Annotated in this window: 18 protein-coding genes and 1 pseudogene; 4 read left to right on the top strand and 15 right to left on the bottom strand. The window is 73.0% G+C overall.

Annotated features, from left to right (window positions below; genetic code table 11):
• Positions 1-76 precede the first annotated feature (76 nt).
• From BUB97_RS08055 to BUB97_RS08035, 5 genes are read right to left on the bottom strand one after another with little or no spacing between them, the layout of a single operon-like run.
• Positions 77-1,864 carry a polysaccharide biosynthesis/export family protein gene (locus tag BUB97_RS08055; RefSeq protein ID WP_073133468.1) on the bottom strand — a complete coding sequence of 596 codons (1,788 nt, stop codon included), beginning with the start codon at positions 1,862-1,864 and terminating at the stop codon, positions 77-79.
• Positions 1,854-3,041, bottom strand: a complete 1,188-nt coding sequence (locus tag BUB97_RS08050) for a KpsE/RkpR family capsule polysaccharide export protein (protein WP_073133466.1) — start codon at positions 3,039-3,041, stop codon at positions 1,854-1,856. Before BUB97_RS08050 ends, BUB97_RS08055 begins: the two co-directional genes overlap by 11 nt.
• Complete coding sequence (locus BUB97_RS08045; RefSeq protein WP_073133464.1) at positions 3,010-3,660, bottom strand: ABC transporter ATP-binding protein; 651 nt, start codon at positions 3,658-3,660, stop codon at positions 3,010-3,012. The genes BUB97_RS08050 and BUB97_RS08045 overlap by 32 nt, the downstream gene beginning before the upstream one ends.
• Before the next feature lie 21 nt (positions 3,661-3,681).
• Positions 3,682-4,509 carry an ABC transporter permease gene (locus BUB97_RS08040; protein ID WP_086062006.1) on the bottom strand — a complete coding sequence of 276 codons (828 nt, stop codon included), beginning with the start codon at positions 4,507-4,509 and terminating at the stop codon, positions 3,682-3,684.
• The gene (locus BUB97_RS08035) at positions 4,506-4,994 is read right to left on the bottom strand and encodes a DVU3141 family protein (RefSeq protein ID WP_073133462.1); all 489 of its coding nucleotides are present in this window, start codon (positions 4,992-4,994) and stop codon (positions 4,506-4,508) included. Before BUB97_RS08035 ends, BUB97_RS08040 begins: the two co-directional genes overlap by 4 nt.
• A 42-nt stretch (positions 4,995-5,036) precedes the next feature.
• Here BUB97_RS08035 and BUB97_RS08030 point away from each other — a divergent pair, with 42 nt between their 5' ends.
• Positions 5,037-6,857 carry a capsular polysaccharide export protein, LipB/KpsS family gene (locus BUB97_RS08030; protein WP_073133459.1) on the top strand — a complete coding sequence of 607 codons (1,821 nt, stop codon included), beginning with the start codon at positions 5,037-5,039 and terminating at the stop codon, positions 6,855-6,857.
• On the top strand, positions 6,854-7,627 hold the full coding sequence (locus tag BUB97_RS08025; protein ID WP_073133457.1) for an SDR family NAD(P)-dependent oxidoreductase: 774 nt from the start codon (positions 6,854-6,856) through the stop codon (positions 7,625-7,627). The genes BUB97_RS08030 and BUB97_RS08025 overlap by 4 nt, the downstream gene beginning before the upstream one ends.
• 277 nt (positions 7,628-7,904) lie before the next feature.
• Here BUB97_RS08025 and BUB97_RS08020 read toward each other — a convergent pair whose 3' ends face one another.
• From BUB97_RS08020 to BUB97_RS07995, 6 genes are all read right to left on the bottom strand, one after another.
• Positions 7,905-9,170, bottom strand: a complete 1,266-nt coding sequence (locus tag BUB97_RS08020) for a capsule biosynthesis protein (protein ID WP_073133455.1) — start codon at positions 9,168-9,170, stop codon at positions 7,905-7,907.
• A 70-nt stretch (positions 9,171-9,240) separates the two neighbouring features.
• Complete coding sequence (locus BUB97_RS26810; protein ID WP_073133453.1) at positions 9,241-10,065, bottom strand: formyltransferase family protein; 825 nt, start codon at positions 10,063-10,065, stop codon at positions 9,241-9,243.
• On the bottom strand, positions 10,065-11,384 hold the full coding sequence (locus BUB97_RS08010; protein ID WP_073133451.1) for an aminotransferase class I/II-fold pyridoxal phosphate-dependent enzyme: 1,320 nt from the start codon (positions 11,382-11,384) through the stop codon (positions 10,065-10,067). The genes BUB97_RS26810 and BUB97_RS08010 overlap by 1 nt, the downstream gene beginning before the upstream one ends.
• Positions 11,381-18,829 (bottom strand): type I polyketide synthase, encoded by a 7,449-nt coding sequence (locus BUB97_RS27215; protein ID WP_139281311.1) that lies wholly within the window; start codon positions 18,827-18,829, stop codon positions 11,381-11,383. Before BUB97_RS27215 ends, BUB97_RS08010 begins: the two co-directional genes overlap by 4 nt.
• A 23-nt stretch (positions 18,830-18,852) precedes the next feature.
• Positions 18,853-20,217, bottom strand: coding sequence for a glycosyltransferase family 4 protein (locus BUB97_RS08000; RefSeq protein WP_245818244.1), 1,365 nt, complete (start codon positions 20,215-20,217; stop codon positions 18,853-18,855).
• A gap of 159 nt (positions 20,218-20,376) precedes the next feature.
• Entirely contained in the window at positions 20,377-21,384 is a 1,008-nt protein-coding gene (locus tag BUB97_RS07995) for a C-terminal binding protein (protein WP_073133447.1), read from the bottom strand.
• A gap of 87 nt (positions 21,385-21,471) precedes the next feature.
• Between BUB97_RS07995 and BUB97_RS07990 the strand changes: the two genes are divergently transcribed.
• Positions 21,472-22,233 carry an SDR family NAD(P)-dependent oxidoreductase gene (locus tag BUB97_RS07990; RefSeq protein ID WP_073133445.1) on the top strand — a complete coding sequence of 254 codons (762 nt, stop codon included), beginning with the start codon at positions 21,472-21,474 and terminating at the stop codon, positions 22,231-22,233.
• A 22-nt stretch (positions 22,234-22,255) separates the two neighbouring features.
• On the opposite strand, the gene BUB97_RS07985 is transcribed toward BUB97_RS07990, so the two are convergent.
• On the bottom strand, positions 22,256-22,495 hold the full coding sequence (locus BUB97_RS07985) for a hypothetical protein (RefSeq protein ID WP_073133443.1): 240 nt from the start codon (positions 22,493-22,495) through the stop codon (positions 22,256-22,258).
• A gap of 83 nt (positions 22,496-22,578) precedes the next feature.
• Complete coding sequence (locus BUB97_RS07980) at positions 22,579-23,766, bottom strand: 4-hydroxybenzoate 3-monooxygenase (protein WP_073133441.1); 1,188 nt, start codon at positions 23,764-23,766, stop codon at positions 22,579-22,581.
• A gap of 116 nt (positions 23,767-23,882) precedes the next feature.
• Between BUB97_RS07980 and BUB97_RS07975 the strand changes: the two genes are divergently transcribed.
• Positions 23,883-24,692, top strand: a complete 810-nt coding sequence (locus BUB97_RS07975) for an enoyl-CoA hydratase/isomerase family protein (protein ID WP_073133439.1) — start codon at positions 23,883-23,885, stop codon at positions 24,690-24,692.
• On the opposite strand, the gene BUB97_RS07970 is transcribed toward BUB97_RS07975, so the two are convergent.
• Both BUB97_RS07970 and BUB97_RS26145 read right to left on the bottom strand, forming a co-directional pair.
• On the bottom strand, positions 24,680-25,387 hold the full coding sequence (locus tag BUB97_RS07970) for an SDR family oxidoreductase (RefSeq protein WP_073133727.1): 708 nt from the start codon (positions 25,385-25,387) through the stop codon (positions 24,680-24,682). The genes BUB97_RS07975 and BUB97_RS07970 overlap by 13 nt on opposite strands.
• Positions 25,388-25,437: 50 nt before the next feature.
• Positions 25,438-25,792, bottom strand: a pseudogene (locus BUB97_RS26145) (methyl-accepting chemotaxis protein); the annotation flags it as partial.

Here is a 25,792-nt window from a genome sequence, read left to right as displayed (position 1 = left end):
CCGCAGGACGGTGAGGTTCCGGATCGGGGAAGCGGGTGTCCCGGGGAGGGTCGAGCCTTCCCCGGGGCGTGCGACGCTACTGGAAGACGCGGGCGGACAGGGCGCTCTGGTAGATGAGCTGGAGGATGTCCCGTCCGATCTGGAACAGCTTCGGATCCAGGCGCGGCAGGGCGATCAGCTCGTCACCCGGGCGGGGACCTTCGGGCGGATCCAGGATCAGCTCGCCGCTCGGGCGGCGGATCATGATGTTCGAGAGATTGCCGCGCTGGGTGAAGCCGCCGGCCTGGTTCACATAGTCCTCGACCCGCAGGTTGGGGCGCCAGACGATCGCCTGGGGCGTCACCACCTCGCCGGCCACCAGCACCACCTCGCTGCGCTCGGGGATGACGATGGTGTCGTTGTCCATCAGCCGCGTGTCGGTGCAGCGGCCGGAGCTGTCGGAGACCACCAGCCGTCCCTCGGGCTGCACGCGGCGGCCGCGGGAGATGTATTGCGAGACGAGCTGGGCCTCGCTGGACCGGATCTCGGCGACGCCCGTGGTGACGGAGCTGGCGTTGAAGAGCTGGCGCTCCAGCCGGTCCAGCGTCTCGTTGATCGTGCGGCGCTGCTGGGCCGCGATGCTCGGCCGCAGGAGGAAGACGGAGCGGGTGTCGGCCAGCACGGGGTCCACCGCCACATGGTCGAGCAGCTGGCAGAGGCCGATGTCCCGGTCCGCGATCAGCACGGAGGGGCCGATGCGGCTGCCCTCGATGGTCACGCGGATGGTCTGTGGCGGGGCATCCGTGATGAAGCTGGCCACGTCCTGGTCGAGCAGGGAGAGGCGGCGCAGCTCGGTGACGGTGGTGTAGCGCGACCAGGGCGCGCCGTTGCGCGTGCCGCGCACCACGACGTTCGTGGCGGCGGGCAGCGGGCCGGCGAGCTGGACCAGCTCCTCGCCGCTCATGGCGCGGCCCGGCACCTCGAAGAGGTAGTTGTTGCGCACCGCGCCATCGACGCTGACCAGGGCGCCCTGCTTGGCGACCACGATGGTGTCGCCTTCCTGGAAGAGGAAGCGGGGCAGGCGGCCGGTGAGCAGGAAGGGGTAGAGGTCCACGGCCTGGACCGTGCGACCGTTGCGCTGGATCTGGATGTCCCGGTAGGAGCCGCGGGCCGGGTCCACGCCGCCGGCGCGGGTGAGGTAGTCCAGCACGCTGTCCATGCCCGTGCCGGTGTGGCGGCCGGGGCTGCGGACGAAGCCGGTGACGAAGACGCCGACCTTGTTGACGTTCAGCAGGACCGCATAGACCTGGACCTGCTGCGTGTAGATGCGCCGTACCTCGGATTCCACGACGCGCTGCAGGTCACCCGCCCGGGTGCCGGCGACGCGGATGGGGCCGATGGAGGGCAGGAACAGGTTGCCGTCCGCGTCGACCTGGCCGATCGCCTCGGATTCCACCGCGCCCCAGACGCGGACGGAGACCCGGTCCCCGATCGCGATGACGTAGTTCGGGTTCGGCGTATCCGTGGAGACGGAGGCGCCGCGCGCGAAGAGATTCGCCCCGAAGACCGTGGTGGAGGGGCCGGGCATGCGCATCGGCTCGCCCAGCGGGCCGCTGACGGTCGGGCCGCCCTCGGCCTCGGTGGCCGTGCCCTGGCGGGTGAGCATGCTGGTGTCGGGCAGCAGCTGATCGATGCTCTGGACCGGCGAGGCGTTGGAGGTGCTCGGGCCGAGGCGTCCGGGCACGGCCTGCTGGACGGTCGAGTTCCCGCCGGGCAGGCCCTGCGTCTGGGCGAGGGCCCCGATCGGCGCGAAGACGGGGATGGCGGCAGCCAGCAAGGCCAGCGCCAGGGCGGGGCCGCGCGACGCGCGGCGTTCAGGCTGCATGTTCACGGAATCCAGCGAAGATCAGGGAAGCGATGCCATAGACCACCAGGAGCACGGCGAAAACGCTGCCCACGGCGAAGGCCGCCTTGGGGTATTGCGCGCTTTCCGCGACATGGGGCTGGGTGACAGGGGCGAGATAGAGCTGCTGGCGCGCCACATTGACCCGCGCGGCTTCGAGGCTGGCGACGGCGGAGGCCAGCTGGCGGTCGGAGAATTCCCGCTCCAGCAGCAGGCGCTCATAGCCCGCCAGGGTCTGCGGCGCGGACTGCTCGCCACTGGTCAGGCGCTGCCGCTCATTCGCGATCTGGCTTTCGAGCGCGGCGATGCGGTTGCGCACCAGGCCCAGCTGCGGGTTGTCGTACCGCATGAAGGCGCCCTTCTCGCGCAGCTCCGCCCGGGCCTGGGCGAGCGCGCCCTCCATGCCGGTGACGGCGCCGACATTGGCGGCCGTCTCGCTGGCGGGGTCGATCGCCCGCTGCTCCTGGCGGAAGCTCGTCATCGCCTCGCGCGCGGCGATCACGCGGCGCTCGGCGATCGCCACCTCCTCCCTGGCCGTGCCGAGCGTATCGGCGCGTTGGCGCTCGCTCAGCCGGTTGACGAGGTTTTCGGCGACGCGGAGCAGCGCATCGGCCACCTCCTTCGAATCCTCGGCGCGGAAGGTGCGGACCTGCACCGACACGGCGCTCGATTCCGCGTCGTAGTCGGCGGTCACCATACGCTTGTAGTAGCGGGTCAGGGCTTCGACCGTCGGGCTCTCCTCCCACAGCATGGCGGGCAGGTCCGCCTCGGGGCGGCGCCAGATGGAGACGATATCCATGGACTGGCGCAACTCGCGTACGGCTTCCTGCGAATTCAGGAAGTCGCGGACGGCCATCGCCTCCTCCTGCACGGGCTTGAAGCCGGCCCCGCCGAGGGCGCTGCCGAGGGCGCTGTTCATCGCGCTGCCCGAGCCGCTGGCGCCGCGCACGAGGAAGCGTGCCTCGCTGGCATACTGGCCGGCGGCGATGCCGTAGAAGTAGACTGCGGTCAGCGCGGTGGGCAGGGCGACCATCAGCAGGAAGCCGCGCCACTTCTTCAGCGTACGCGCCAGCTTCGACGGGCGACGCTGCGCCGGGACAGAGACGCCGGAGGCTGGCGCCGCCGGATCAAAGGCTTTGATAGACGGCGATACCTTCATCGATGTCCTCATACAGCTCGAGTAGGCCGTTCCGGAGCACGACGGCGGTGCGGCAGTACTGTTTGATGTGGTCGGCGAAGTGCGAGACCATCAGGAGGGAGGCGTTGCCAAGGCGCTCCTCCAGCATGGTCTGGCAGCGCTGGACGAAGCGCTGGTCGCCGGCCGAGATGATCTCGTCCACGAGGTAGCAGTCGAACTTCACGGCGAAGGACAGGCCCATCAGCAGGCGGCCCATCATGCCGGCGGAATAGGTGCGGACCGGCTCGAAGAAATACTGCCCGATCTCGGAGAAGGACTGCACGAAGTCGAGCGTCTCGCGCACGTCCTGGCCATAGATGCGGGCGATGAAGCGGGCATTGTCCGCGCCGGTGAGGCTGGCCTGCAGGCCGAAGCCGGAGCCGAGCGGCCAGGAGACGGACATCTCGCGACGCACGCGCCCCTCGGTCGGCGATTCCACGCCCGACATCACCCGCATGAGGGTGGACTTGCCGGCGCCATTGCGGCCGAGGATGCCGACCGCGTCGCCGCGCTCGATCACGGCGTTGATGCCCTTCAGGATATCCCGGCGCCCGCCGCGGACGGGGTAGGACTTCCAGACATTCTCGAGGATCAGCGCCATCGGTTCGGGCTCATGCCTGGCTCAGAAGATTTCAAGCTTGCGCCGCGCGGTCCGGAGCGCGAGCAACCCGAACAGGTTAAAAATCAGGATGCATTCGCCGACATAGGTGAGGTCGTAATAGGTGGGAAAGGCATTGCCGAAGATGCCGTGGCGGATGGCCTCATGGACGCTGACGAGCGGGTTCCAGAGCAGCGCCTCGCGCGCCCAGCGCGGCAGCCAGTGGAGCGCGAAGAAGGCGCCGGACAGCGGCAGCATCAGGTAGGTGAGGGGGTGGATCAGGCGGTCCGCCCCTTCCCAGCGCGAGACAAGCGCGGCCACGTTCATCGACAGGCCATGGCAGAGCAGCGCCATGAGCAGCAGCGAGAAGAAGACGAGGCCGACATTGTCCGGCCACACCCCGGCCAGCCAGATCGCGACCGTCAGGATGATGACGATCACCCCGATCACCGAAGCGGCTTCCAGCAGGTTTCGGGAGATCATCACGTCCACCGGCGTGACCTGGCGGTGGAAGAGCAAGGTGAGATTGGCGTGCAGCGCGCCGCCGGCCCGGTTCACCATGGTGCGGAACATGAAGAAGGGCACGTAGCCCGCGATGCTGAACAGGAAGGGGTTCACCCCGCCCGGCAGCCGTTCCCCATGGGCGTAGTGCATCAGCCCGACCATGCAGCCGAGGAAGAGCGGCTCGAAGAAGAGCCAGAGGAAGCCGAGATTGTGCCGGCCGAAACGCGTCTGCATCTCGCGCATGATCAGCGCGCCGATGACCCGGCCCTGGGTGGCGATCCCCTCGATGATCCAGTGGCGCCGTTCCCGCCGTTCGGGCGGGGTTGGCACCAGGCCGGCCGCACTCACGGCCGGTAGACCGCCCCGCCGCGCAACAGGGCCCGGGCCGCAACCCAGCCCTGGGTGGGGTCGTTGCAGTAGGTGGCGCCCGGTGCGCCGCCGGCGACGCCCGAGGGGCCGAACTGAAGCTCCCGGCACTCGCGGCCGGAGGCGGCGTTGTAGCTCCGCACCATGCGGGCGGCGACCACGCGGCCGCTGCCGGGCACGGAAACAGTCTCCGTCTGCCCGGCCTGGGCGCGGGCGGCGAAGGCGGCGAGGGGATCGGCCGGGCGGGCCGGCACCACGACATTCGTCGCCGGAGGCGGCGAGGTCGGGGCGGGGCCGAGGCCCATTGGGTTCCACCAGCTCTGCTCGGCGGTGCCGCTGGCACAACCGGACAGCGCCGGGAGGGCGAGCAGGGCGGCCAGGAACGCGGCGCGGCGAAGCCCGGCGCCGAGGGCGAACGCCCGCAGTGGCCGGGCCCCGGTTGGGCCGGGGGGCATGGCTTGCTTCATGCGGGCAGTTTATCCTACCGCGACGCAGCAAGCAAAACCTCCATGACGGTCAAGGGCTCCCCCGCCGGCCTGCCCCTCCACCTCGCTCCCGCCGCCCTCCTCGCCCGCTGGCCTCACCTGCCGGCTTTCTGGCCGGAGCGTGATTCCGCACAGCTGGAAGTTGTGGAAGGGGGGGAGGGCCGGGTGGCGTTCCCGCCCTTCACCCTGGCCCCCTTCGCGCCACCCCGCTTCGCCGGGCGCGATGCTCCTCCGCTGATCGTGACCGATGAGGAGGGAGTACTGGCGCCGGGCGAGGCGGCGGCGCTGACCGAGGTGATCGGGCGTGCCCGCCTCGGCGGCCCCCCTGGCCTGCCGGATCCGGGCGCGCAGGCGCTGGGGCTGGAGGCGGGCCGGGCCGTGGTGCTCGACCCCTGTGATCCGGCGCGGCAGGAGGAGGAGGCGGCGGCGGCTCTCCTCGCGGCCCAGGCCTCCGGCCGCCCGGTGCTCCTCGCACGCGATCCCTTTGCCGACCCCGCGGCGCGCATGGTCCTGGCTCCTCCAGGCGACACGCGGCTCCTCCCGCAGCCGCTCTCGCCCTGGACCTTGCTGGAGGGCGCGGCCTCCCTGCATGGGGCCGGGCCCCTCATGGCCGCGCTGGCCGAGGCGGCGGGGGTGGCGCATGACCGGCCCGGCGCGCATCTCGTGCCTCTCCTGGCCCGCATCCGCGCGGCTGACCCCTTCCGCCGGCGGCCATGGAGCCGGGCCGAGGGTTTCGCCCTGCTGGCCGACTGGGTCGCGGCGGAACGGTCTAACCGTGGCATTTCCGCCTGCATCGGCATCGCGCGCTGGAAGCGGCGGCAGGTGGCCGCGCTGCTCGCGCATGAGGGGGGCGGGCCGGCCTTCGCGGGCACGCCGGAAGGCGCCATGGAGCGGGCGAAGGCCGGGGGCGGGGCGGTGCTCGCCTGGGCGGCCGCCTGCCCGGATGCGCTGGCGCAGCGGTTCCGCCAGCAGGGCGTGCCGCTTCGGCTGCTGGAGGACGGCTTCATCCGCTCCCGCGGCCTCGGCGCGCGCTTCCTGCCCGGCGCGTCCTACAGCCTGGATTCCCGGGGGGCCTATTACGACCCACGCCAGCCCTCCGACCTCGAGATGCTGCTGAAGGACGGGCCTTTCGGGCCGGCGCTGCTCGCCCGCGCGGCCGCCCTGCGGGAGACGATCGTCCGGCGCGGCATCTCCAAATACAACCTGACCACCGAAGGAAGCCTGCCCGACATTCCCTCCGGGCGGCGCGTCGTGCTCGTGCCGGGGCAGGTGGAGGACGATGCCTCGGTGCGGCTGGGCGGCGGCAGCATCCGGTCCAATCTCGACCTGCTGAAGGCGGCGCGCGCCGCGGAGCCGGAGGCTTTCATCCTCTACAAGCCGCATCCGGACCTGGAAGCCGGGTATCGCCGCGGCCGGTTGCGGGCTGCGGATCTCGCGGGGTTGGCGGATGCGGTGGTGGGCGGCGTGCCGCTGCCCGGCCTGCTGCCGCATATCGACGCGCTGCACACCCTCACCTCCCTCTCGGGCTTCGAGGCGCTGCTGCGGGGGAAGGCTGTCACCTGCTGGGGCCAGCCCTTCTATGCCGGCTGGGGCCTGACCGACGACCGCGCCCCGCTGCCGGCCGGGCGGCGTGGCGTGCCCCGCACGCTGGACGAACTCGTGGCCGCCGCCCTCATCCTCTACCCGCGCTATATCGACCCGGTGACGCTGCTGCCCTGCCCAGTGGAGGTGATGATGGACCGGCTGGACGACCCGACGGCCTGGCGCATCTCGCCGCTCACCATCCATCGCGGCATCGAGGGCTTCATCCGCGGCACGCTGGCGCGCATCGGGCGGCGGCGGTGAAGGGCGGGGTCATCATCTCCGGCGCCTCGCGCGGGCTCGGGGCGGCGCTGGCCCGCCGCTTCGCCGCGCCGGGCGTGACGCTGGGCCTGACCGCGCGCAGCGAGGACGGGCTGCGGGAGACCGCGGCGGCCTGCGAGGCGCGTGGGGCGCGGGTGCGTCTCGCGGCGCTCGACATCCGCGATGCGGCGGCGGTGGAGCGCACCGTCCTGGCCTGGGATGCCGAGCTGCCGACCGCCCTCGTCATCGCCAATGCCGGCATCGCCGCCGGGCGCCGTTCGGACGGGCAGCGCGAAGGGGTGGGGGAGGTCACGGCCCAGGTCTCGGTGAACCTCCTGGGCGCCGTGAACCTCGTCGGGCCACTCCTGCCCGCCCTCCGTGCGCGCCGGGCCGGGCGGATTGGGCTGGTGGCCTCCGTCGCAGCCTTCCGTGGCCTGCCGGACAGCCCGGGCTACTGCGCCTCCAAATCCGGCCTCTGGGCCTGGGGCCAGGCCATCCGGGCGGATCTGCTGGGCACCGGCGTCGGCGTGACGCTGATCGCCCCGGGCTTCTTCGAAAGCGCGATGGGCCAGGCGTGGCGAGGGTCGCGGCCCTTTTCGCTGACGACGGACCAGGCAGCGGCGCGGATCGAACGCGCCCTGCGCGCGGGGCGGGCCAGCTGCTCCTTCCCCCTGCCGCTGGTGGCCGGACTGCGGGCCCTTTCCTTCCTCCCGGCGCCGCTGGCCGACCGGGCGGTGCGGCTTCTGCGCTTCCGGATCGATGCGGAGCATTGAGGGGGCGTGTTCTGGGGTGACGGTCTGTCCCGGGGAGAGGAAGAAGGAATTCTTCCTCTCCCCGGACCCCTCGCCATCATCTTTTTCTTCAAGTTTGGAATCACTCTGCTGATGGTGCGCCTGGGGTCATGGACCCGAGGCGACTGCAAAGGCAGGAAGAGCGCGCAGCAACCAGAGATCCCGCTGATCAACGGTATCCACGGCCCTCCAATGGGGTTCCAAGGGCCTCAGGCCCTTGGCGGGTGGAGGGCGGAGCCCTCCCCTTAAACCAGCGCCTTCAGAGCAGTGGCGGCGGCGGTTCGATCACGGGTTGGTTGATGAGTCCGTGGTGCAGGCGGTGTGCCGCGGCGTCCACCGCCGCATCCAGGCCGGGCCGCGCGTAGTAGACGCCGCGGATCTGCAGGCAGTGGGCAATGCCGCGCAGGAAGGCCTCGCGCAGTTCCGGTTCGGGCGGGCGGCCCTCGGTCCAGAACCGGTCGAGCGGGCCGTCATGGGTCAGGCCGGGGATCTTGTAGAGGGCCTCGCCCATCGCGTGGGTCGGCAGGCGGTCCACGATGGCGCGCAGGCCGACGGTGCTGTTGATGGTGATGACGCCCTGCACGCTCTCGGTGATGTCGCCGAGATTGCCGCCGCCGAGATAGTGCACGCGGTCCGGCACGCCCGCGCGTTGCGCGATGGCGGTGACGCGGCGGTACCAATTCTTCACCGCGGGATCGAGCGGATGGACCTTGAACAGCAGTTGCGCATCGGGCGGCGCGTGGCGGGCGAAGGAACGGGTCACCTCGTCGATGGCCGTGTCGAGGTCGGGATAATGGGAGTAGGCGCGGACGGAGAAGTCCGTCTCCATCTGCATGGCCATGAGGAAGAGGGGGCCGCCGGACCGCTTCAGCCGCGCGATGATCGCATCCGCGCGCCGGTTGGCACGCCGGCGGGTGATGATGCGGAAGAGGGTGCCGGCATAGACCTGGAACGGGTGGTAGATCTGGTGGCTCTCGTAGTGCCGGAAGAAGCCCGGGATCAGCGAGGCCACGTGATAGGTGATGTCCAGTACCGCCTGGTTGAGGAAGCTGTCCCGGTAGCGAGTGGAGAGGTCGGGCGGGGGAAGGGTCTCGGCCAGCGCCATGATGGCGGCGGGGTCGCGCGGGAACTGGCTGTCATGGCCCAGCCCGTCGAATTCGAAGACGATCCAGTCTGGGCGGAGATAGCCGAAATCGGTCGCGACCACGGAGATGCCGCGCGCCTTGGCGGCGGCGATCGCCTCCCGGTGGTAGAAGCGCTGCTCGCCTAGCAGGACGATGTCCGTGATGCGGTGGGTATCAAGGAAGGCGGCGATGAAGCCGGGCCATTTCTCCTTGCGCGCCTTGAAGTCCACCGCGCCCGGGCCGCGCCAGAAGAGCTTGTCGCCCAGGCAGAGATTGATGCGGTGCACGTCGTGGCCGAGCTCCCGCAGGCGGGCGCCCAGCTCGTCGAAGAAGGGGGTGATCGGGCCCTGGAGGAACAGGAATCGCCTCTGGCGCGGGGCGTTTTCGGGTTCCTGTGACACCCCTGTTCCATATGCGCCGCGCGGGGGGAGGACAATCCCGCCGGAGGGCGGCGGAACCCGGTCCGCGGGGCTAGAGACGGGCACGCAGGGCGGCGCGGATGTCTCCAGGCCCCACCAGGCGGATGCCGCGCCGGCGTCCCTCCCGCAGGGTGGCGCGGCCGGGGAAGGGGCAGTAGGGCAGGGGTTCGGCCTGCCGTTCCTCCGCCTCGCCCGTTGCGATGCGCCGCAGCGCCTCGGTGGCGAGGGGGACGGCCGCCCGGTGCAGCAGCCTGGCCGCGGCCGAGGCCGAGGTGCCGCGCGGCAGGTCCACGGCCCGCTGGACGAGGATGGCGCCGGCATCGATGCGCGGGACGAGGCGATGGACCGTCGCGCCATAGGCGGGTTCGGCCTCCAGCCCGGCCCAGAATCCCGGGATGGGGCCGCGATGCCGGGGCAGCAGGGAGGGGTGGATGTTGATGCCGCCGAGGGGCGGTATGGCGAGGGTGGCGGCGGTCAGGATCTGGTCGAAATGGAAGGTGACGACCAGCTCCGCGCCGCTTTCGCGCAGGGCCGCTTTGAAGGCGGGGCCGTTCACATCCTCCACCGGCATCGCGCGAATGTGACCGTCGCGGCAGAGCGCCTGGAGCGGTCCGGGGCGCCGTGAGAGGGCCGAGGCGATTCGCGGCAGGGACATGTTGACCGCGAGATAGCCGAGCATGCGCGGGCCGGAGCGGCGCAGGTGCCGCCAGGCCTGTCCCAGCGCCCCGCCCGTGTTCCGGCGATAGGGGTTGGAGAGGCCGACCAGGACGAGGCTGTCCCGGTGGAGCGCCGCGAACTCCGCCACCGCCTCCGCGCTCGCCGCGCTGGGCAGGGTGAGAAGGGCGAGGCGCGGGGGAGGCCGCGCCCTTTCCGTCATCAGTTCGCCAGCTCCGCCGAAGCCGTGCCGGCCGCCGTCTCGGCGATGATGTCGAGGGCGCGGTCGATCTGCGCCTCGTCATGGTCGGCGGAGAGGAAGAAGCGCAGCCGCGCCGCGCGCTCGGGCACGGCGGGAAAGGTGATCGGCTGCACGTTCACGCCGCGGTTGAACAGCTCGGCCGAAAGCCGCCCCGCGCGCACGGAGGAGCCGGTCATCAACGGCACGATGGCATGGCCGGCGGAGGCGCCGGCATCCAGCCCGCGCGCCCGCAGCCCGTCGCGGAAGCGGGTGGCGTTGGCGTTGAGCTTCGCCACGCGCCAGGGCTCCTCATGGAGGATGCGGAGGGATTCGAGGGCGGAGGCGGCGAGCACCGGGGCGAGGCCCACGGAATAGACGAAGCCCGGCGCGGTGTGGCGCAGCCAGTCGATCAGCTGGCGCTTCGCCGCGATATAGCCGCCGCAGGAGGACAGCGTCTTCGAGAGCGTGCCCATCCAGATGTCCACGCCCGTGGGGTCCACGCCCTGGAGCTCGGCGATGCCATGGCCGGTGCCGCCGAGCACGCCCATGGAATGGGCCTCGTCCACCATCAGCCAGGCGTCGTGGCGGCGGGCGATCTCGACGAAGCGGGCGAGGTCGGGGACGTCGCCATCCATGGAGTAGTGGCCCTCGATGACGAGGAGCGCGCGGCCGGCGCCGCGGCGGGCGGCGGCCAGCTCGCGCTCGGCGGCCTGCGGGTCGTTATGCGCGAAGGGAAGGCGGCGGGCGCCGGAGAGGCGCGCACCCTCCACGCAGGAATTGTGGATCATCGCGTCGTGCACGATCACGTCGCGCGGGCCCATCAGATGGCCGATGACGGTCACGTTGGTGGCGTGGCCGGAGACGAAGCAGAGCGCGGATTCGGTGCCGTAATGCGCGGCGATCACGCCTTCCAGCTCGGCGTGCAGCGGCCGTTCGCCCGAGACGACGCGGGAGGCGGAGGCGGAGATACCGTGACGGTCGATGGCGGCATGCGCGGCCGCCTTCACGCGCGGGTCGCCGTTCAGGCCGAGGTAGTTGTAGGAGGAGAAGTTCAGGAACTCCTCGTTCCCGATCACCGTCGTGGCCGCGGCCACGCCCTGGTGCGGGCGGAAGAACGGGTTCGGGAGGTCGAGCGCCTCCATCGCCGTCTTCATCAGCTCGAAGTCGCGCACCGCCGGAAGGTCGGAGAAGGAACGGCTGCCCTCGGCGCCCCCGCTCTCCTCCTGCCGCGCACGGCGCTTGGAGAGGCGTTGGAGAAGGGCGAGGCGGGCGGTCGCGGTAAGACCGAGGCCCTGGTTCAAGCTGGCGTCTCCATGGGGCCGGCCGGCGGCGCCCCAGCCGTTTCCGGCAGGGTGGCGGCATCGGCCGGGGTGGGCTCCGGCGTGGGAAGGGCCGGCAAGCCCGGTTCGAAGCTGTCGATCAGCGTGTCGAGCTGGGCTTCGCGCGCCCCGCCGGACAGGCCTTCCACCATGCGGGCGGCGAGGCCCGCGACGGTGAGGTCCTCGGTCACGGCCGAGAGCGGAACGGTCATGCCCAGCCGCGCCTCCAGGGCGCCGCGTAGCTCCAGCCCGCCCAGGCTGTCCAGGCCGAGGCGCGCGACCGGCGCATCGGGGGCGATGCTCTCGGGCGGGAGGCGCAGGATGCGGCCCAGCTCCTCCGCCCCGATCCGGGCCAGCAGGGCCTGGGCCTCTGCCGGCGGCAGGGCGACGAGATGGGCGCGCATGTCGGCGATGTCGGCGGCCGTCTCCTCGGCCCGGCCGCGCAGGGTGGCGAAGGCGGGCTCCCGCAGCACGGGTAGCGCGGCGCCGGCCCGCTTCCAGGCCACGCGGGCGAGGGAGATGACGGGCAGGCCGGAGGCGATCAGCTCCGGCAGCGCCTCCAGGGATTCCCGCGCCGTCATCGGCTCCACGCCGAGGCGGCGGGCGAGGGTGCGGGCGGTCTCCGCCTCCCGCGCCAGGATGCCGGCATCGGCGATCGGGCCCCAGCCGATGGCCAGGGCCGGTCGGCCCCGCGCGCGGCGGCGCCGGGCCAGGGCCTCCAGCGCCGCATTGGCGGCGACGTAGTTCGCCTGGCCGGGATTCCCGAGCGAGGTGGTGGCCGAGGAGAAGAGCAGGAAGAGATCGAGCGGATCGCCGGCGGTGAGCCGGTCCAGGTTCTCCGCCGCTTCCAGCTTCGGCGCGAGGAGCCGGGCGAAGCGGGCCGCGTCCATGCCGGTGACGGCGCCGTCGTCGAACACCGCCGCCGCATGCACCACGCCGGTGATCGGGCCTTCCTCGCGCAGGGCGGCCAGCACCTCGCCCAGGGCGGCGGCATTGGCGGCATCCACCGCATGCACGCTGGCCCGGGCGCCGAGGGCGGCGAGGGCGGTGATCGCCTCCCCCACACCCGGCGTGGCGGGGCCGCGGCGGGAGAGCAGGGCGAGGCGGGTGGCGCCGCTGGCGGCGAGCCACTTGGCGCATTCCAGGCCGAAGCCGGCCGCGCCGCCCGTGACGAGGATGGTGCCCGTGGCCGGGCCGCGCGGCGACCAGGCGGGCTGCGGCGTGGCATCGCCGCGCGGCGGCAGCACCACGATCTTGCCGATATGGCCGCTGGCCTGGAGCAGGCGGAAGGCGCCTTCGGCATCCTCCGCGGCGCGGCGGGCATAGGGCAGGGGGCGCAGGTCGCCGGAGGCAAGGCGGCCGCGGATGGATTCCAGCAGTCGCGCGGCCTCGGCCGGGCGGGCCTTGGGAAGCTGATCCACGTCCACGCCGAAATAGGTGATGTTGCGGCGGAAGGGGCGGACGGCGATGCGGCGGTCCTCCGCATAGTCGCGCTTGCCCAGCTCCACGAAGCGGCCATAGGGCTTGAGCAGGCCGATGGAGCGCTCCATCGCCTCCCCGGCCAGGGAGTTAAGCACGACGTCCACGCCCTCCGGCCAGTGCTGCCGAAGCGCGTCGTCGAAGCCGGCGGCGCGGCTGTCCAGCACGAGGTCGGCGCCGGCCGCGCGCAGGAAGGCGCGCTTGGCGGCGGTGCCGGCCGTCATCGCCACCTCCGCCCCTGCCGCATGGGCCACCTGGAGCGCCGCGAGCCCCACCGCGCCCGCGCCGCCATGCACCAGCACGCGCTCGCCCGGGGCGATGCGGGCGCAGGTTTCCAGCGCGTAGACGGCGGTGAGGAAGGCCACCGGAATGGTGGCGGCGGCGGTGAAGGTGAGGCCCTCCGGGATGGGGGCCAGGGCCTGGGCGCGGGTCAGGGCGCGGCTGGCCAGCGCCTTCGGCGCGAAGCCGAAGACCCGCGTGCCGGGATGGAAGGCCACGCCGGGGCCGGCGGCCTCGACAATGCCCGCGCATTCCATGCCGAGGCCGGCGCCGGCGAAGCCGTCCTTCAGCGTCTCCTCCGGCAGCAGGCCCTGAGCCCACATCAGGTCTCGGAAGTTCAGGCCGGCGGCCTCCACCCGGATGCGCACCTCGCCCGGGCCGGGCTGGGGCAGCGCGTCCATCGGTTCCCAGCCGAGGCTGGCGAGCGCGCCGGGCTGGCGCACCGCCAGGCGGGCGGCGGCGGCCGGGCGCGGCGGATGGCCCTGCGCCACGCGGGGCACCCGGCGGGCCGAGAGGCCGAGGACGAGGTCCGGCTCCGCGCCGGGGGCCAGCAGTTCCGGCAGCAGGCGGCGGGCGGCGGCGGCCGGAGCCAGCGCGGCATCGATCAGGATGCGCCGGGGCGAGAGATCCGGCATCTCGTTCGCCAGGACGCGGCCGAGGGCCCGGATGGCCTCGGCGGCCGGGGTTTCCGGCCCGCCCTGGGCGATGAGGGTGAAGCCCGAGCAGGCGCCGGAGGCCGCCGTGGCGAGCTGGGCGATGCCGGCCAGGGTGGTCGCCAGCGCGGCGCCCGGAGGATTGGCCACGGCCACCACCGCCGCGCCGCGCAGACCGCGCGCCGGCAGGGCGGAGGCATCCTCCAGCCGGTGCAGCTCGACGCTGGCGCCGGCGCGGCCGAGCGCGGCGATCAGGGCCTCGCCCAGGGGGGCCGCGCCGCCATCGGCCAGCACGACCATCCGCTTCCCGGGCTCGGCCTCGGGCACCACCGGCGCGGGGGCGCCCCGCTGGGCGGCGATCAACAGGGCCGGCCAGGGCGAGGCGCGCAGCGCCTCGGTGCGGCCGCCGGACCAGCCGCCCTCCTGCAGGGCCTCGCGCCAGGCCGTGGCGCTCGGTGGGGCCGGGTTGGCCCAGCTCTCGGGGTCCTGGCCGCGCATGAAATCGACCAGCCGGCCCGGCAGCGCCTCCGCCAGGAGGAGCATGCCGCCTTCGGCCAGGACGGCCGCGAGATTGGGCAGCAGGGCGGTGCCGGCGCGGGCGCGGATGGAGGCGTTCACCCCCACCACGAGATCGGCCGTCACCGGCGGCGCGGCGCCGCCGGCGGGGTCCCAGTCGAGCGTGACCACCTCCACCCCGATCTGGGCGGAGGGGGCCGGGCGGGCCATGCCGGCCAGCATGTGCAGCACGCGCCGGCCGGAGCGGGCGAGGCCGGAGGAGAGGTGGCGCGTGACGGCGGAGCCGCCGAGGTCGAGGACGCGCAGGGGGCGGTCCGCGGGCCAGGCGGCGGCGATGGCGGTGGTGGTGTCGGCCAGCACCTGGGCCAGGCGGTCATAGGCCGCGGACTCCTCGGAGACGCGCAGGCGCGCCGTCTCGGGCGGGAGGTGGCCGGCCAGCGCTTCCGGCAGGCGCTCGGCCGCGAGCGCCAGCAGGGCAAGGTCCTGGGCGAGGGCCGGGCGCTCGATGAGCACGGAGCGCCAGATATCCTCCGGCGCCGGCAGGTCTCCCTCCGGCAGAAGGCGCCAGCCCTGGCTTTCCTTCACCGCCAGCCCATCCTCCTCCAGCGCGCGCAGCATGCTGGCGGCATAGGGGGTGGTGGGCAGCAGCGGCTGGTCCGGATGGGCGGCCGCCCGGGCCGCGAAGGCGCGGAGCGCCGCGGCGGCGACATAGCCCTCCAGCAGGAGAGTGGGCTCGGAGAGGTCGAGCGATTCGTCCCGCGCGCCGGCCGCGAGCAGGGCGAGGTCCAGCGTGCGGGTCTGCTCCGGGCCGGGGAGGGCCGGGTCGATCGCCGGCTGGTCCTCCAGCCGGAAGGCCACGGCCTCAATGGCCTCGGAGCGGCCGAGGCGGGCACGCTGGAACCACACGCCCTCGGCCACCGCCACGGTGCGGCCGTTCGCATCGGCCAGGATCATGCGTGCCTCGGCCGCGCGCTCGCCGGCATGGGTGAGGGCAAGGGTGGCGCGCTCGGCCGGGCTGGCGTCGCGGCGCAGGACCAGGCGCTCGAAGCGGACGGGGACCAGCGCCTCGCCCGGCGTGTCGCCCAAGGCGTTGCCGGGGCGCTGGCCGGCCACCGAGGAACGGTCCGCGAGCAGGCCGATCAGGCCCTGCATGGCGCCGTCCAGCCGCACGGGATGCAGCAGGAAGCCCGCATCCTCCGGCGCCTCGGGCGGGAGCGCGAGCGAGACCTCGGCCTCGCGGCCGGAGGAGGCGATGTCGACATGGCGGACGGGGCGGAAGGCGGGGCCGTAATCCAGGCCGCAACGAGCGGCCACCGCGTGCAGGGCGGGTTCGGCGACGCGGCGGGCGTCCTCCGGCTGGGGCGGAAGGGCGGGCAGGGCTTCGAGCGTGGCGGGGCGGATCAGGCCGCGGGCATGGAGCGACCAGCCCTCGCCACCCATGCGGCGGCGGGATTCGAGCCGGAAGGTGCCGTCATCGGCCAGGCGGAAGCGGACCTGCTGGCTGCCGCTGTCGCGCTCGGCCGAGGGGATGGGGAGCGGGCGGAGGATCTGGAAGGTCGAGAGCTCCAGCGCCTCGGCCTCGGGAAAGCGGCGGGCGGCGGCGGCGAGGGCCATCTCCACCATGCCGGCGGCGGGCAGCACGGCCTCGTCGCCCAGCCGGTGGTCGGCCAGCCAGGGCATCAGCGCCGCATCGAGGTTGCGCGTCCATTCGGCGAAGCCCTCGTCGGAGGGATCGGCCGCGCGCCGGAAGCCGAGCAGCGGGTGATCCAACGCCGGGTCGTGCAGATGCATCGCCTCGGGCGTGGCCGGGAACCAGTGCCGGCTGCGGACGAAGGGGGTGGGCGGCAGGCCGCGGCGGGCGGCGGGGCCGGCGAAGGCGGGCGCGCGGCGGGGATCCGCGCCCATGGCCGTGGCGCGGTCGGCGATCAGCGGGATGGGGTCGCCGGGCTGGTCGCGCTTGGAAAGGCTGGCGAGGATCGGGGCCTCGGCCTTCGCCGCGCGCAGCGCCTCGCGCAGATAGGATTGCAGGATCGGGTTCGGGCCGATCTCGATGACCGGGCGCGCGCCGCGGCGCCCGGCCTCGGCGGCGGCATCGGCGAAGCGGACGGGCGCGCGCAGGTTGCGCCACCAGTAATCCGCATCCGCCGGGCCATCGAGGGCGGTCCCGCTCACGGTGGAGAGGAAGGGGATGCGCGGGGCGGCGGGGCGGAGGCCGCGCAGGGAATCCCGCAGGGTATGCTCCACCTCGTCCATGGCGGCGGAGTGGAAGGCGTAGTCGAGGTCGAGCGGGATGATCGTCAGCCGCTCGCGCTTCGCCGCGACGGCCAGGCGGGCGATGGATTCCGCAGGGCCGGCGATGGTCAGCGCGCGCGGCGCGTTGCGGGCCGCGATCTCGAGCCCCGGGCCGCATTCGGCCAGCAGCGGCGCGGCCTCGGCCTCGGTGGCGTTGAGGGCGGCCATGCGCCCCTTGCCCCGGGTGCGGGCCTGGGCGGTGGAGCGGGCGATGATGAGCTGGGCGGCCCCGGGCAGGTCCAGGATGCCGGCGGCCAGGGCGGCCGCCACCTCGCCGACCGAGTGGCCGAGGACAAGGGCGGGGGCGATGCCCTCGCCCGCGAGGGCGGCGACGAGGCCATGCTGCACGGCGAAGAGGGCCGGCTGCGCGACTTCGGTGGCGCTCAGGGCCTCGGCGGTCAGCCCGTCGGCGAGCGCGGCCGCGATGGACCAGCCCAGGCGCGGGGTGAGCTCGGCATCCGCCGCCTCCACCGCCGCGCGGAAGCTGCGGGAATGCGCCATGGCCTCGCGGGCCATGCCGGGGAACTGGGAGCCGTTGCCGGAGAAGGCGAAGGCGGGGCCCGTGGCCTCGCGCCCGGCGGCCGGGGTGGCGTTGCCCTGCACACCCGCCGGTTCGCCGGCGGCGAAGGAATCGAGCGCCTCCGCCAGGTGCTCGGCGGTCTCGCCGCGCATGACGAGGCGGTGGGGACCGAGCTCCCGGTGGCGGGCGAGGCCGCGCAGGAGGGCGGGCGCGCGCTCGGGCGCCGCGCGCAGCGTGGCGGACCAGGCCTCGGCCGCCCGCGGCAGGGCCTCGGCGGAGCGGGTGGAGAGCACCAGCGGCGGCAGGGCCGCCGGGGGCTCCTCCGCCGGCGCGCGGCGGGTGGCCGGCGCCGCGGCGAGCAGCACGGAGGCATTGGTGCCGCCGAAGCCAAAGGAATTCACGCCGATCACGGGCGCGCGCCCCGGCAGGGGCTCGATCGTGGTCGGGACGCGGATGTTCAGCGCCTCGAAGTCGATCCGGGGGTTCGGGTCGTCGAAATGCAGGTTCGGCGGGATCACCCGCTTCTCCAGCATGAGCAGCGCCTTGATGAGTCCGGCCATGCCGGAGGCGGTCTCGAGATGGCCGATGTTCGACTTCACCGACCCCACGGGAAGCGGCCCGGTGCGGCCGGTCCCCTCCGCCAGGGCGAGCGAATGGCCGATGGCCTGCGCCTCCACCGGGTCGCCCGCCTGGGTGCCGGTGCCATGGGCCTCGAAATAGGAGATGCGGCTGGCCGGCAGGCCGGACTCGGCCAGCACGCGGCGGATCAGCGCCGCCTGGGCCTGGGGGTCGGGCAGGGAGAGGCCGATGGAGCGGCCGACGGCGTTCACCCCGGCCGAGAGGATCACGCCGCGGATGGAATCCCCGGCCGCCAGCGCCGCCGAGAGCGGCTTGAGCACGACCATGCCCGCGCCCTCGCCGCGCACATAGCCGTCCGCCTTCGCGGAGAAGACATGGCAGCGCCCGGTGGGGGAAAGCATGGAGGCGCGGGAGAAGCCCGCGAAGGCATAGGGCGAGAGGAGCAGCTGCACGCCGCCCACCATCGCCGCCTCCACCCGGCCCGCCCGGAGGGCATCCACCGCGAGCGACAGGGCGACGAGGGAGGAGGAGCAGGCGGTGTCCACGGTCTGCGCGCCGCCGCGCAGGTCGAAGACGTTGGTGATCCGGTTCCCCAGGATGGAAAGGGTGTTGCCGGTCATGAAGTAGCGGTCGGCGCCTGCGGGATCCGAGAGGCGCAGCTCCGCATAGTCGGTGGAGGAGCCGCCGACGAAGACGCCGATCTCGCGTCCGGCGACGGAGGCTGCGGGCCAGCCGGCATCCTCCAGCGCTTCCCAGGCCACTTCGAGGAGCAGGCGCTGCTGCGGGTCCGCCTCGGCCACCTCGCGCGGGGAGAGGCCGAAATGCGGGGCGTCGAAGCCCGTCACGTCGCCCAGATGGCCGGCGGCGAAGGTGTAGGAACGGCCGGGCTCGCCCCGGCGGGGGTGCAGGAACCAGTCCTGGTTGAAGCGGTCCGCCGGGAGGGTCGAGACGGCGTCCCGCCCCTCGGCCAGCAGGGACCAGAAGGCGTCCAGGTCGGGCGCGCCGGGGAAGCGGCAGGCCGCGCCGACCACGGCGATCGGCTCGGCCGCCTGCGGGGGGCGGGCGTCCTTGCGGGCGCCCGGGCGGCGGGCGGGGGCGGAGCGTTTCACGGGTGATTCCACGTCGTGGAAGATCAGGGGTGGGCGCCGCCCGGCCCGAAGGACCGGGAACGAAGCCAGCCTGGCAGGGCGGCATTCAGCGAGGCGCGGCTCCGGCGGCGGGCGAGACCGGCCAGCACCTCATCCACGCGGGCGAAGTGGCTTTCCCAGCGGGGCGGGCGCCAGCCGGCGAGGCGGGAGAGCTGCTCGGCGCGCGCCGTGCTGGAGGGGTCCGCGTAATCGAGGATGGCGGCGCGCCAGGCGATGCCATCGAGCGGGTCGAGATAGTCGGGGACGTTGCCGCCGACCTCCCGAAGGGCGGGCAGGTCGGAGCAGATGGCCGGCACGCCCAGCGCCAGGGCCTCGGCCAGGGGCAGGCCATAGCCCTCGGCGAAGGAGGGGAAGAGCAGGGCGCGGGCGCCACGCAGGATTTCCCACACCTCCCGGTCCGGCACCTGGCCCATCTCGCGCACCGTGCCGCGCAGGGCGTCGCAGCGCTCCAGGATGTCCACCACGTTCTCGTTCTCCCAGCCGCGGCGGCCGACGACGAGGAGATGCGGGGTGCGGCGGCCCATCCGGGCGGCGAGATCGCGCCAGAGATGGAGCAGGAGGAGGTGGTTCTTCCGCGGCTCGATGGTGCCGAGGACGACGAAATAGGGCTCGGCCGGCAGGGCGGGGTTCACCATCGGCGGGGATTCGATGCCGAGCGGGGCGACCGTGACCGGCGGCGGGATTTCCCGCGCGCCGAGATGGGGGCGCAGCGCCGCCGCCGTATGGGCGGAGTTGACGATGATGGCATCGGCCAGCGCCGCCGTGGTGCTGATGCGCTTGAGATGCCGGTCCGCCTGGCCGGGGCGGGCATATTCGGGATGCGTCGCCGGGATCAGGTCATGGATCAGCGGGACGAAGGCGCAGCCGGCCTCCTGCATCACCTGGATCGGCCGCTCGCGCTCCAGGGCGCGGTGGGAGACAAGGAGGAAGACCTTCGGGCCCGGCTGCTTCAGCCGGCGGGCCAGGGCGCGCTGGCCGATCCCGGCCATGACGCGCCAGCGCAGGGCGACCGAGATACGGCGGGCGCGGCGGGCGGCCCCGCCATTCGGGTCGCTGTGTCCCCAGGCCTTGGTGAGGAAGGCGATGAGCCCGACCACCGCGCGCCAGGGCAGGGCCACGTAGTCCCCGGCGAGCGCCTGGGCGACGAAGGTGCAGCTTCCCTCGGGCATGGTCGCCCAGCGGCGGGCATAGGCCATCTCGACCCGGTCGATGCCCGATGGGGCCGCCTTCGTCCCGCAGGCCAGAAGGCGGGAGACGTCCAGCACCACATGCGGCGGCTGGGCCGTGGCCCCACCGCGGGTGTCCGGCGTCGTGATCTCCTCGCCTCGCGGCACCCGCTTCTCCTTCACGATCGACAACAGGCATTTACCGCAACTGCGAAGAAGGATGCCACCATCTTTGCTGCCCGGAAGCGAAATCAGAAAGGCGTCTGCGCCGGGAAAGAGACTTCGATAGTCCTTGGCGTTACTCGATCCGCTCTTATTATGTACCACAGCAGAAACGATAAATTAACCGTGATCCGGCGGGATGACATTCGTCGTCCTTCCTTCCAGCAGCACATCGCGCATCGTTTCCGCACTCTTGCGCCGAATATCCGCGACAGCGTCCGGGGAATGATACGCGCTGTGGGGCGTGACGATGAGCCGGCCCGCGAGCCAGGATTCCCGCGCCCGATAGGCGGAGAGGAGCGAGGGGATGGCGGGGCCCGGGGGCTCCTCCGGCAGCACGTCCAGGCCGGCGCCGGCGACGGTGCCGTCCCGCAGGCAGCGCTCCAGCGCGTCCAGGTCGAGCACGGGGCCGCGCGCGGTGTTCACCAGCACGGCGCCGGCCGGCATGAGCCGGAGCAGGCGTTCGTCGACCAGGCCGCGGGTGGTGCTGGTGAGGGGCGTATGGAGGGAGAGGGTATCCGCCTGGGCGAACAGCTCCTCGATATGGCGGGCCCGCTGGATGCCGAGGGCGAGTTCCGTTCCGTTGGGCAGGTAGGGGTCATGGAAGACCACCCGCCAGCCGAAGGCCTTGGCCCGTAGCGCCACCGCCGTGCCGATGCGGCCCAGGCCGAGCACGCCGAAGGTCCGGTTGGAGGGGCGCTGGACCAGGGGGGATTCGATCGGAACCCAGGGCGCGGGCGGAGCGGCGCGCTGGGCATCGTGGTGCAGGAGGAGCCCGCGGCGGAGGGCGAGGGCCAGGGCGATGGCGTGGTCCGCGACCTCGGTGGTGCCGTAATCCGGCAGGTTGCAGACGGTGACCCCGCGGCTGGCGAGGGTGACGCGGTCCAGCCGGTCGTAGCCGACCCCCATTCGCACCACGCAGCGCAGCTTGGGGAAGCGGGCGATGTCGGCCGCGGAGAGCCAGTGGCGGAAGATGAAGAGGCCCTCCACCTCCGTCAGAAGGGAATCGGGGAGTTCGGCGAGGCTGCCGGAATGGGGCTGGAGGATGCGGACATCCGGGCCGAGCACCTCCCGTTCCACCGTATCGTCGGGATAGAGCCCCTCCGCCTGCATCACCGTGACCGCCATGCGCCTCTCCCTTCGTCGCCGATTGCGCGGCATCCTGCGGTCGAGGGGCGCGCTCGTCCATTCGGGGCGCCGCAGAAGGGGAAGACGATGGCCGAGCGGCGGATTCTGATCACCGGGGCCTCGAGCGGGATCGGGGCGGCGACGGCGCGCGCCCTGGCCATGCCCGGGGCCTGCATCGCCGTGCATTGCCGGGGCAACCGCACCGGCGCCGAGGCGGTGGCGGCGGAGCTGCGGGCGGCCGGGGCGCGGGCGGAGGTGCTGGTGGCGGACCTGACCGCGCCGGAGGCGCCCGCGCGGCTGGTGGAGGAGGCGGTGGCGGCCTTCGGCGGGCTGGAGGTGGTGGTGGCCAATGCCGGCTTCGCCGACCGCACGCTGGTCGGTGCCATGACGGATGAGGGCTTCGCCCGGACGGCGGATACGGTGCTGTGGGGCTTCATGCGGCTGGTGCGGGCGGCGGGGCCGCATCTCCAGCGGGCGGGGCGGGAGGGCGGCTTCGCGCGGATGGTGGCCGTCTCCTCCTTCGTGGCGCACTTGTTCCGGACGGACACGGCGCTGTTCCCCGCGAGCGCGGCGGCCAAGGCGGGGGTGGAGGCGCTGGTGCGCTCGCTCTCGATCGAATGGGCGCCCGATGTGACGGTGAATGCGGTGGTGCCGGGCTTCACCCAGAAGGATGCGGGGACGCATGTGGCGCTGGAGGCCCCGGCCTGGGAGGCGATCATCTCCCGCATCCCGCTGGCACGGCTCGGCAAGCCTTCGGACGTCGCGGCCGCGATCGCCTTCCTGGCCTCGCCGGGCGCCGCCTACATCACCGGGCAATCCCTGCATGTGAGCGGCGGCGTGGTGATCTGACCCCTGGCCCGCCCCGGCGGCATCAGCCTCCCGGGGCGGGGAGGGTGGCGAGGAAGGCACGGGTGGATTCGCCGCAGAGCCGGGCGCGTTCCACGGGCGGGAGATGGGCGTGTTCCGCGCTTGGCGCCTCGACGCCGAGGATAATGTCCGGCGGCAGCGCGGCGAGGATGGCGGCCAGGGGGAGATGGCCCCTGGGCGAGGCAGGTGGGCGAGGCAGGGTAGAAGCGGTCGCCGCGAGCCCCGCGCTGCGCCGTGTCAGCATTCCTGCTTCCTCCTCCTGCCCGCGCTTCGCGCGTGGTGCTTCGCGGAGGAGCCTACAGGGCAGCCCGGCGCGTGGCGCCGGGTTCAGGCCTCGAAGGGCAGGCCCACATAGTTCTCGGCCAGGGCGGCCTGGGCGTTGCGGGAGCCGGCGAGGAAGTCGAGATCGGCCATGCGGATGCGGTGCTCGAATGCGGTTTCCGTGTCGTCGCGGTGGAGCATGGTGGTCATCATCCAGCTGAAGCGCTCGGCCTTCCAGATGCGGCGGAGGGCAGTGGCGGCGTAACTGTCCAGCCCGTCCGTGCGGTTGCGGCGGATGGCCTCCTCCAGCGCGCGGGAGAGGACGAGGACATCGGCCACGGCGAGGTTCAGCCCCTTGGCGCCGGTGGGCGGGACGATATGGGCGGCGTCGCCGGCGAGGAAGAGTCGGCCGTGGCGCATCGTCTCGCAGACGAAGCTGCGGAGGGGGATGATGCCCTTCTGGAAGATGGCGCCTTCCGCCAGACGCCAGTCGCCGGCTGTTTCCAGCCGGCGGTGCAGGGCGGCCCAGATGCGCTCGTCCGGCCAGTTCGCGATATCGTCGCGCGGGTCGCACTGGATGTAGAGGCGCTGGATCTCGGGGGACCGGGTGGAGAGGAGGGCGAAGCCGTCCTCATGCCGCGCATAGATCAGCTCGTGCCAGGAGGTGGGCGCGCGGGCGAGGATGCCGAGCCAGCCGAAGGGGTAGGTCTTGCTGTATTCGCGGCGGTCGGCGGCGGGGATGGCCTGGCGGCCCGGGCCATGGAAGCCATCCGCCCCCACCACGTAGTCGCAGCGCAGCTCATCCGGGGTGCCGTCCGCATGGCGGAAGGTGATGCGCGGCGTGTCGGTGTCCACGTCGTGGAAGGCCGTCTCGCTCACGCCGAAATGGATGGTGCCGCCATCCGCCAGCCGCGCGCCGATCAGGTCGATCAGCACCTCGTGCTGCGGATAGACCGTCACGCGCTTTCCGCCGGTCAGCTCCTCCATGTCGAGGTGGAAGCGGTTGGGGCCGTATTGCAGGGTGATGCCGGTGTGAAAATGCCCCTCGCGGGCCATGCGTTCGCCCAGGCCCATCTCGCGCATCAGCTCGGTCACCCAGTGTTCCAGCACCCCGGCGCGGATGGTGCCCTCCACCGCTTCCCGGCTGCGGTTCTCCAGGATCACGCTCTCGATCCCGGCGCGGTGGAGGAGGTGGGCGAGGAACAGGCCGGCGGGGCCACAGCCAACGATGCCGACCGGGATGCGCTGGGACATGGTTTGACCTTGGACGTTATGGTTCATAACTAACCCATCTGTAGCACGGGTCCAGGGGTGCTTGCAGAGGGGTATGGGGGCGGGCAAACCAGGGGCAAGGCATGGAGGAACGCCGGATGAGCGACGAGGCCCCGCTTCTGGTCACGCGGCAGGGTGGCGTGGTGAGGGCGGTGATGAACCGGCCCGCCCGGCGGAACGCGCTGAACGGCGCCCTGTCGGAGGCGCTGGACGGGCTGCTGGCCGGGCTGCGCGCGGATCGGGAGGCACGGGTGCTCGTGCTCTCGGGCGCGGGCGGGCATTTCTGCGCGGGATTGGACCTGGGCGAGGTGGGCGGGGAGACCGGCACGCCGGAGCAGCGCATGGCCGCCCAGCTGGAGCGGAACCGGCGGATCGGGGCGCGGTTCGCGGCGATGGCCGCGCTGCCGCAGGTGGTGATCGCGGCGGTGCAGGGTTCGGCCTTCGCCGGCGGGCTGGGCTTCGTCTGCGCGGCGGATATCGCCTTTGCCAGCGCGGATGCGCGCTTCGCGGCGCCGGAGACGCGGCGGGGGCTGGTGGCCGCGCAGATCCTGCCCTGGATTGTGCGGCGCACCGGGCGCAGCCATGCGGCGCGCATGGTGCTGCAGGGCCATGTGCTGAATGCGGGCGAGGCCGGGCGGATCGGGCTGGTGCATGAGGTGGCGGCGAACGCGGCCGCGCTCGATGCGCTGGTGGCCGCGACGGTGGCGGATGTGATGCAGGGTGCGCCCGGGGCGCTGGCGGAGACCAAGGCGATGCTGGCCGCGCTCGGCGCGGCCGTGCCTGAGGGCTATGCCGAGGCGGGGGCTGCGGCTTTCGCGCGCTGCGCGGCGAGCGGAGAGGCGGATGAGGGGATCGCGGCCTTCCGCGACCGGCGGCCGCCGGCCTGGTTCGCCACTCAGTCCTCGTAGATCATCTTCCGCGTCATCCCGCCGTCCGAGACGAACTCGGCGCCGGTGACGAAGCTGCTTTCGGGGGAGAGGAGCCAGGCGACGAGCGCCGCGATATCGGCGGGCTGGCCGACCCGGCCGGCGGGGTGCTGGGCATGGTCGCGCGCGCTCAGCTTTTCACCGCTCACGTTGATCCAGCCGGGGGAGACGACATTCGCGCGCACATCCGGGCCAAGGCTGATGGCGAGGGCATGGGTGAGGGCGACGAGCCCGCCCTTGGAGGCGGAATAGCTTTCCGTATCCGGCTCCGACTGATGCGCGCGGGTGGAGGCGATGGTGACGATGGCGCCCTTCGCCTGACGCAGGAGGGATTCGGTGGCGCGGGCGAGGAGATAGGTGCTGGTGAGGTTGGTGGCGATGACGCGGGACCATTCCTCCAGCGTCAGCTCGCGCAGCGGCTTGCGGATCATGATGCCGGCATTGGCAACGAGGCCGTCAAGCCGGGCTTCAGTGCCGGCGATGCCATCGACCAGGCGGCGAACCGCCGCTTCGTCGGCGATGTCGGCCTGGACATGGCGGGCGGCCTCTTCCGGGCCCTCCGCCTCCAGATCGGCCGTGACGACGTGCCATCCGTCGGCGGCGAGGCGGCGGGCGATGCCGAGGCCGATCCCCTTCGCCCCGCCCGTGACCAGCGCGACGCGCTTCGCTTGCGGCATGATCCCGCCCTCCGTGCTGCGGCGTGGCAACGCGGAGGGCGGGTTCGGGTTCACGCCGCCCGGACCTCCGCGACGAAGTGGGTGACGGTTCCGTTGAGCTGCTCGGCCTGCTGGGCGAGTTCCGAGGCGGCGGAGAGCACCTCGCCTGCGGCCGCGCCGGTTTCGGCCGAGCCCTGGCTGACCGAGGCGATGTTGGCCGTCACCGCCTCCGTCGCACGCGCCGTCTCCTGCACCGTGCGCGCGATCTCCCCGGTCGCCGCCGTCTGCTGCTCCACCGCCGCCGCGATCGCCACCGCGATCCCGCTCACCTCCTCGATCGTCCGCCCGATCCCCCCGATCGCCACCACCGCCTGATCGGTCGCCGACTGGATCTCGGCGATCTGCGCTCCGATCTCCTCGGTGGCC

This window comes from Muricoccus roseus, from assembly GCF_900141905.1.
Classification (GTDB): Bacteria; Pseudomonadota; Alphaproteobacteria; order Acetobacterales; family Acetobacteraceae; genus Roseomonas; species Roseomonas rosea.
Note: the sequence above shows the minus strand (reverse complement) of the source record. Positions and strands in the feature narration are given on the sequence as shown.

Coding starts and splice junctions, on each gene's coding strand:
- BUB97_RS07970 (WP_073133727.1), bottom strand. CDS start 25,387: ATGCCGCAAGCGAAGCGCGTCGCGCTGGTCACGGGCGGGGCGAAGGGG.
- BUB97_RS07985 (WP_073133443.1), bottom strand. CDS start 22,495: ATGCTGACACGGCGCAGCGCGGGGCTCGCGGCGACCGCTTCTACCCTG.
- BUB97_RS08030 (WP_073133459.1), top strand. CDS start 5,037: ATGACGGTCAAGGGCTCCCCCGCCGGCCTGCCCCTCCACCTCGCTCCC.
- BUB97_RS07980 (WP_073133441.1), bottom strand. CDS start 23,766: ATGTCCCAGCGCATCCCGGTCGGCATCGTTGGCTGTGGCCCCGCCGGC.
- BUB97_RS07990 (WP_073133445.1), top strand. CDS start 21,472: ATGGCCGAGCGGCGGATTCTGATCACCGGGGCCTCGAGCGGGATCGGG.
- BUB97_RS08035 (WP_073133462.1), bottom strand. CDS start 4,994: ATGAAGCAAGCCATGCCCCCCGGCCCAACCGGGGCCCGGCCACTGCGG.
- BUB97_RS08055 (WP_073133468.1), bottom strand. CDS start 1,864: ATGCAGCCTGAACGCCGCGCGTCGCGCGGCCCCGCCCTGGCGCTGGCC.
- BUB97_RS08045 (WP_073133464.1), bottom strand. CDS start 3,660: ATGGCGCTGATCCTCGAGAATGTCTGGAAGTCCTACCCCGTCCGCGGC.
- BUB97_RS07975 (WP_073133439.1), top strand. CDS start 23,883: ATGAGCGACGAGGCCCCGCTTCTGGTCACGCGGCAGGGTGGCGTGGTG.
- BUB97_RS07995 (WP_073133447.1), bottom strand. CDS start 21,384: ATGGCGGTCACGGTGATGCAGGCGGAGGGGCTCTATCCCGACGATACG.
- BUB97_RS26810 (WP_073133453.1), bottom strand. CDS start 10,065: ATGACGGAAAGGGCGCGGCCTCCCCCGCGCCTCGCCCTTCTCACCCTG.
- BUB97_RS08050 (WP_073133466.1), bottom strand. CDS start 3,041: ATGAAGGTATCGCCGTCTATCAAAGCCTTTGATCCGGCGGCGCCAGCC.